Annotated in this window: 7 protein-coding genes; 1 reads left to right on the top strand and 6 read right to left on the bottom strand. The window is 64.5% G+C overall.

From position 1 onward, the window contains the following. Together VKP01_RS12640 and VKP01_RS12635 are read right to left on the bottom strand one after the other, a co-directional pair. Positions 1–1,155, bottom strand: a 1,155-nt coding sequence (locus tag VKP01_RS12640; RefSeq protein ID WP_324412807.1) for an AMP-binding protein, incomplete at its 3' end; no start/stop codon positions are given. Positions 1,156–1,202: 47 nt separating this feature from the next. Then, a complete protein-coding gene (locus VKP01_RS12635; protein ID WP_324412805.1) occupies positions 1,203–1,850 on the bottom strand; it encodes a Maf-like protein in 648 nt (215 codons plus the stop codon). Between the two features lie 215 nt (positions 1,851–2,065). Here VKP01_RS12635 and VKP01_RS12630 point away from each other — a divergent pair, with 215 nt between their 5' ends. Next, on the top strand, positions 2,066–2,914 hold the full coding sequence (locus VKP01_RS12630) for a hypothetical protein (RefSeq protein ID WP_324412804.1): 849 nt from the start codon (positions 2,066–2,068) through the stop codon (positions 2,912–2,914). A gap of 52 nt (positions 2,915–2,966) precedes the next feature. Here the strand turns inward: VKP01_RS12630 and VKP01_RS12625 are convergent, their stop codons facing one another. From VKP01_RS12625 to VKP01_RS12610, 4 genes are all read right to left on the bottom strand, one after another. Then, a complete protein-coding gene (locus tag VKP01_RS12625; protein WP_324412802.1) occupies positions 2,967–4,136 on the bottom strand; it encodes a DNA (cytosine-5-)-methyltransferase in 1,170 nt (389 codons plus the stop codon). 114 nt (positions 4,137–4,250) lie between these two features. Then, positions 4,251–4,433 carry a hypothetical protein gene (locus VKP01_RS12620; protein ID WP_324412800.1) on the bottom strand — a complete coding sequence of 61 codons (183 nt, stop codon included), beginning with the start codon at positions 4,431–4,433 and terminating at the stop codon, positions 4,251–4,253. Then, positions 4,430–5,599, bottom strand: coding sequence for a YeeE/YedE family protein (locus VKP01_RS12615; protein WP_324412799.1), 1,170 nt, complete (start codon positions 5,597–5,599; stop codon positions 4,430–4,432). The genes VKP01_RS12620 and VKP01_RS12615 overlap by 4 nt, the downstream gene beginning before the upstream one ends. Before the next feature lie 4 nt (positions 5,600–5,603). Then, the gene (locus VKP01_RS12610) at positions 5,604–6,578 is read right to left on the bottom strand and encodes a sulfurtransferase (protein WP_324412797.1); all 975 of its coding nucleotides are present in this window, start codon (positions 6,576–6,578) and stop codon (positions 5,604–5,606) included. Positions 6,579–6,762 lie beyond the last annotated feature (184 nt).

The raw sequence follows: 6,762 nt of genomic DNA, 5'->3' as shown, positions 1-6,762 counted from the left end.
GCCGGTAAACAGCCAGCCGTCGCGCAGGGTCTTCGCGGTTGCTTTCTCATCCTGCCAGTAGCCCGGCATGACAGGTGCACCGCGGCAGATGATTTCCCCGGCCTCGCCCGGCGGCAGGACGCGACCCGTCTCGTCCGCGATGGCGACTTCGACATTGCCATAGGCGACACCCGCCGTGGCGAGGCGCTCGCGCCAGCGCGGGTGATGGCGATCGCCGATCTCCTCGCGGCTGAGCCGGGTGATGGTCATCGGGCTCTCGCCCTGGCCGTAGATCTGCGCGAAGCAGGGACCGAACCGGTCGAGGGCACGCACGGCATCCTCGACATACATCGGCGCGCCGCCATAAACGATGGTACGGAAGGCTGAAGGATCCGCCTCTTCGCGCGCGGCGGTGAGGCGCTTGACCATGGTCGGCGCGGCAAACATCGAGGCGTTGCGCCAATGGGCGGCGAGCGCAAAGATCTCGCCGGCCTCGAAGCCGCCGGATTCCGGCGCCACTGCGACGCCGCGCCCGAGCACATGCGCCATGATGTAGAGCCCCGCGCCATGGCTCATCGGGGCGGCGAGCAGCGTGACATCGCCGGCGCGCACCGGATCGACCTCCGCCGCATAGGCATAGCTCGCTGCGATCAGATTGTCATGGGTGAGCATCGCCCCCTTGGGGCGCCCCGTGGTGCCACTGGTGAAGAACAGCCAGGCGAGCTCGCTCCCCGCCACCGGCATGCAGGGGATTGGATCGGCCTCGAAGATCCGCGCATAGTCAGCGCCACCGATCCGCACCATCGCTTCGAGCGACGCCGGCGCGTGCGTTGCAACGGCGTCGCCGAGATCATCACCCGCGATGCAGATTTGGGCGCCGGAGCGCTCCAGGATATAGCCGATCTCGGCACCGTGCAGTTTGGCATTGACCGGCACGCAGGCACAGCCCGCCCACCAGCTTCCCCACAGGACTTCGAGAAATTGCGGGCAGTTCTTTGTCACCAGCGCGACGCGGTCACCGGGCACGAGACCGTAGCGGTCACGCAGGGCGCTTGCGAAACGCGCCGCGCGACCGGCCAGCGTTGCGTAATCCATCGCGACGCGCATGCCGAGCGCCACTGCAGGGGCGTCGGGGTTGGAGCGTCCGGCCTGTTCGAGCCAGCTGGCGATATTCATGACGTCTTGCTTCTTGCGCGTTGTGATCGGGCGTCTTCGTACGCGCCTTACGCAGCGTTCAGCCAGGACAGGCGCACGGGGAAGCCCTCACCTTCGAGCAGCGAGACGGTTTCGTAAAGGGGCAGCCCCACCACATTGGGATAGGATCCCACGAGCCGTACGACGAAACTGCCGCCCAGCCCCTGAATCGCATAACCGCCAGCCTTGCCGCGCCATTCACCTGAAGCGAGATAGCTTTCGATTTCCTCGGGCGATAACCGCTTGAAGCGCACCCGCGATTCGACCAGCCGCTCTCGCCGATTTCCCTTTGGCGTGATCACGCTCACGCCGGTATAGACGCGGTGCTGACGGCCCGAGAGCAGGCGCAGGCAGGCGGCGGCTTCGTCCATCGTCTCCGTCTTGGGCAGGATCCGCCGGCCCAGCGCGACGACGGTATCGGCGGCGACGACGAAGCAACGCCCAAGCGCTTCGTCCTTCTCCGCCACGCGCCGCGCGGCCTGCGCCTTGAGACGCGCCAGCCGTCGGGCCAGATCACGTGGCGTTTCTGTCTTCTCCGGGGTTTCGTCGACATCGGCGGGCATCAGCGCATCGGGCTCGATCCCGACCTGCTGCAACAATGCCAGCCGGCGCGGCGAAGCCGAAGCCAGAACCAGCCTCGGTCGCCAGTCCTTATCCTGATCCTTGAACGACAGCACCACAAACCCCGCTTAAAGAACGCATCCCGGCCCGATCGCGCGCGACGGTAAACGATGCGCCGGCCAAATGGAATGCACCATCCGCCACAAGCGCACGCTCACCGCGTCGCGGAGTCTTGTCGTGCAGTGAACAACCTTTCCGAGCGCAACCGTCGACAAATCCGGCGCGGCACTGTAACGATCTATCATAGAATAGAACGAAAGATTCGCGCGACATGTTTGGTCCGGACATCCTCGCCAGAACACTTTCACGCCCAACCCGGCGAGATCGTTACGAAAACGATTGGCAATACCATTCCCGCAGCGACCATCACTCGAAAGTCGCATGCTGGGGTATCGTATTCGACATGCTGTGTCACTGCCCCCTGCTGCGCCGTCAGATCGCCGACGGTCGCGTCGCATTCGGGATCAACCACGAAATGCGCGACTTCAGCAACGATCGTAAGAAGGACCTCGACCTCGTCCTGTGTACACCCTCAGGCGCAGCCCGGCATGGTCGGGCCGGTACGCTGGCAGACATGGTTGCCGAGTACCACATTACCTTGTCCGAAGACGAGCAGGAAGCGCTTCGTCAGTTGCCGTCCCTGAAGCGTGCTCCAGTCGGGTCGGTCCTCATGGCACTCGAAGCAAAAGCCTGCATGACGGCCCACCAACGTGCGTTGCCCCGGCTCTACGACGAGTTGAACTCCTCGCATCTGACGGTTCACGGCGCGAGCGATCAGGCGATCGCGGCGGGCTTCGTCATGGTAAACATCGCCGAGCGCTACCTCAGCCCCGACCTCAACAAGAAGCATCGCCAGATGGACCCGGAATGGAGCACCCATCGGCAACCCAAAGACGCGCAAATCACCGTCGACAAGGTTGCGCAGCTTCCGCGTCGCAGCAAAACTGGTGATCAAGGCTACGATGCGCTGGCGATCGTCGTCGTTTCATGCGCAAATGACGGCTCGCCGGTGACGCTGTTCAACCGCGCGCCTGCTCCGCAACCGGGCGGCAACTATCACTACGCGGCTATGATCGATCGTCTGGCAGCAATTTACGCGACGCGCTTCAAGGATCTCTGACAGCCGCAGCGAAAGTCCCTGCAGAACGCGTCCGGCAAGCGCCCGCCGCCCGTCATTCTGCGGCGATGGTGAGAACGGACCGCTGCGTGCCCGCAATTTCCATCGTATCAAGATGCCGATCCAGAGCATCGATGAAACCCGGCGGAAACCGCAATGTGCTTTTTCGCGTGCGCGAGAGGAAGCCGCGCGTCGCACGCTCGGAAAGGGGTTTGCCAGGATACTGCAGGAAGCGTGTGAGCGGATCCCGCGCTCGAAATTCCGGAAACGTCGAAATAGCTACAGCCTTTCTGACAGACCCATCGAAGCGCGCAGCCTTCGGCCAGCGACCATCTTTCGGCAACGCCTGATCACGTGAAGGGTCGAAGCTTCCCGGGGCACCGAGCCGGTGACCGAGCCACTCTGCCACGGGAACCGTGACCGCATTACCCACGAGCGACCAGCGCAACGAAGCCCGCCCGGTATTCTCGGCAGGCTGCGTCCAATCTGCTGCGAAGCCCTGCAGCCGCTCGGCATCCCGAATGTCCGGTGTAACGACGCCACCATCGGGGAGCAATATGGCCGGCGGAGACGCGATACCGACGGTCGAACCGTTCTTTAGGGTAGGAATTGCATCCCGCGCCCAACCGAGGCCCCGCACCCCTTCGGTCCAGTAGAAGCCGTGGGCATGCGTGCCGAGCGTCGTCTCCAGAGCCGGGGGCGTGACTTCATCCGCAAAAAGGACACCCGACGGATCAACATCTGTTTTTGTCGCCAGAAAGATTACGCGCTCGCGGCGCTGTGGCAAGAATGCTAGCGAATTCACAACACGATAGGCCCAACGGTAGCCACGCTCCTCGAAAGCCTCAATGAGCGTGCGTAGCGCGCGGCCCTTGTCGAGATGTAGCATAAACGAGACGTTCTCCAGCACCACCCATGGAACCGGCCGCTGATCGAGAAGGCGAAAGATATGGCCGACGAGCCCGGAACGTGTTCCGGAAATTCCGACCGTCCGCCCCGCTTGGCTCAAGTCCTGACATGGAAATCCCGCCGCAATGATTTCCGTATCGGCAGGAAGCGCATGAATGCTCGCAATATCGCCAGAAAGCGGAATCTCGGGATAGCGCGCTTCCAAGACGGATCGGGCAGGTTGCCAGATTTCGGATAGCATCACCGCCTCGTGCCCCGCCGCAGCGAGGCCGGCCTCCAAGCCACCGATACCGGCAAATAAACCTGCGACCTTCATCCGACGCCTCACACTAGAATCACCAATGCCACTTTCGGACGAAATGCCAAGAATGAAAAGACTAAATCAACAAGCCTTGTTCTTTTATTGTTCACCATCGGCAATGACGAGCGGTCACCGCACCGCAGGGGCGGCGCAATGGGCTCCACCGGCGGCCTGGCCGGAGCCGAGGGCTATGGGGGATGGCGCGGCGAAGGGGTTGAGCGGGGCGCTGACGCCGGAATCGAGGGCAAGGATGCCGAGCAGCAGGAACGCAACGGCGATCGCAACGGGGCGGCGACTCCAGAGGATTTTCATGCGCGCCCTCCTCGCTTCGGTGCGCCTTCGAAACCCAGCCGCGCGCGCAGCTTCACACCAAGAATCGAGCCGGCGAAGGCGGCGGCAAACCAGACCCAGCCATGCAGGCTGCCCGTCGAGATGCCGCTGAAAAAGGCCCCGACATTGCAGCCGAAGGCGAGGCGCGACGAATAGCCGAGCAGCAACCCTGCGACGATCGCCGCGATCCAGGCGATGGCGGGCAGCCGCGGGACCGGCTGCTCGAAACCGCGCCGCCAGGCGGCGACCAGCATCGCCCCGGAGATGATGCCGATATTGGTCAGCGACGTGACATCCGTAAGGAGACTCTGGCTCACGCGCTCCATATTGGCCGGCGCGCTCCAGAAGGGGGAGCCGGAGAGGTCTGCCCCCAAGGCCGTTGCCCCCTTCGCCGCCCACAGGCCGAGCCCGTAGACCACGCCCCAGGGCTGGCCGGCAATGACGAGATTGGCGATCGCGAGCACCGCGATGAACCCCGCCGCGAGCCAGAGCCGGCGCGGGATGCGGCGATGCTCCGGCTTTGCGCCACGAAGCGCGATAATCGCCACCAGGGCAAGCATCACGAGCGTCAGCGCGAGACCACCATAGGCGCCGAAGGCGTCGCCGAAGGCGATCACCGGCGCGGTGCCGAGCCCGGTCCACCAGTCGAGATGCCAAGCCCCGGCGAAGCTGCCGACGGCGAAGAAGGGCAGCGCCACGGCGCCCACCGCATTGCCGCTGCCCGCATTGACGAGCGTACCGGAGCCGCAGCCGAGCACGATCTGCATGGCGATGCCGAAGACGAAGGCGCCGCCGATCATGGCGAAGCCGACCGGCGCATGGGCCCCGATCAATTCACCGGAATGCGCCTCGATCAGCGGGATCGCGACAATCGCAACCGCGCCGATGGCAACGAGTTGCGCCACGAGCCCCGCGGGTTCGCGCCGCAGGATCAGCGCCCGCCACGGCCCGGCGAAGCCGAAGCGCAAGCCCTCCAGAACGATGCCGAAGCCGAGGCCGACCGCGAGCAGCAGGCCGTAACGCGCACCGGCAAGGGCCGCGACGGCGATCACTGCCGCAAGGCCCGCGAGCACAAGGAGGATGCGCCAGAAGAGACCGGCGCGCGGGGCGCCGGTCTCGCTGGTCGTGGTAGCGGCCAGGCTCGTCATCGGATCAGAACCAGCTCTTCACGGACATCCAGAGATGCTGGAGGCGGCCCGGGACATTGTCCATCGGCAGACCGGCCTGCGACCAGGCGACGACGGATTCGGGATAGAGCTTCACGTTCTCGATGCCGCCGAGTTCGCTCAGCGCGAACCAGTTCGTCGCAGCCCAATGGCCGGTATTGCAGAAGGAGACCAGCGCCTCGCCGTTATCGAGGCTGTTCTCGGCCACGAGCCGGCGCACGGTCTCTTGCTCGATCACGGCAGGGCCGGAACCGAACCAGTTCGCATGCGTGAACAGACGTGCCTGCGGCAGCGTACCCGGACGCGCGGCCGCGCCATGCGCCGTCTCGCCGTTGTAGAAAGCCTCCGGACGCGCATCGATCAGCGTGGCGCTCTCTTCGCCGTCGACGATGGCGCGGATGTCGTCGCGCGTGGCGATCCAGGCTTCACCGAGACTCACCGTGATCTCGCTCGGCTGCGGCGCAGGGCTGTCGGTAGCGAGCGCGAGTTCCTCAGCCGTCCATGCCTCGACGCCGCCATTGAGGATGGCGAGATTGTCGATACCGGCGGATTTCAGAGTCCAGTAAACACGCGCGGCAGCACCGAAATCGCTGATGCTGTCACCCTGATGGATCACCACGACGGGCCGCCCTTCCTCGACACCGAGGCTGCGGAAGAAATCCGTCAGCGCGGCATCGGAAAGCACCTCACCCGGGTTCGCCGCCGGCCCGCGCCAGCGCGCATAGGGCGCATGCACGGCGCCGGGGACATGCCCGGCTTCATAAACGCTGACCCCCTCCGACGCCTCGCCCTGACGGATATCGAGAAGCAGCGGATCAGCACCGCGCTTGAAAGCTGCGAGCTCAGCCGGGCTGACGAGCGGCGACAGCTGCGGGGCGGCGTGGGCCAGCGCGGCAAATCCGTGAATGCCGAAACCGGCGACGACAATGCCTGCGCCGAGCGCGGCGACGGAGCGTTGCATGATGGAAACCTCCTTTTTGCAATCCTTGTGCGGAGATAATCCATAAAATCATTATTGCAAGTATATTTTTATATTTCACACTATATTCAGTAATTTAGATCACCGCTGGCCTGCGGCATGGCTGCCATTGACCTCGCCGCCCCCCTGCCCCATTGATCCTGCCATCATCCGACCCGGACCGGCG

Origin of the sequence: Saliniramus sp., assembly GCF_035311605.1 — a bacterium.
In the GTDB taxonomy this organism is placed as follows: domain Bacteria; phylum Pseudomonadota; class Alphaproteobacteria; order Rhizobiales; family Beijerinckiaceae; genus Saliniramus.
The sequence above is the reverse complement of the archived record's forward strand: the minus strand, read 5'-3'. Positions and strand labels throughout refer to the sequence as shown.

Coding starts and splice junctions, on each gene's coding strand:
- VKP01_RS12630 (WP_324412804.1), top strand. CDS start 2,066: ATGTTTGGTCCGGACATCCTCGCCAGAACACTTTCACGCCCAACCCGG.
- VKP01_RS12625 (WP_324412802.1), bottom strand. CDS start 4,136: ATGAAGGTCGCAGGTTTATTTGCCGGTATCGGTGGCTTGGAGGCCGGC.
- VKP01_RS12620 (WP_324412800.1), bottom strand. CDS start 4,433: ATGAAAATCCTCTGGAGTCGCCGCCCCGTTGCGATCGCCGTTGCGTTC.
- VKP01_RS12615 (WP_324412799.1), bottom strand. CDS start 5,599: ATGACGAGCCTGGCCGCTACCACGACCAGCGAGACCGGCGCCCCGCGC.
- VKP01_RS12610 (WP_324412797.1), bottom strand. CDS start 6,578: ATGCAACGCTCCGTCGCCGCGCTCGGCGCAGGCATTGTCGTCGCCGGT.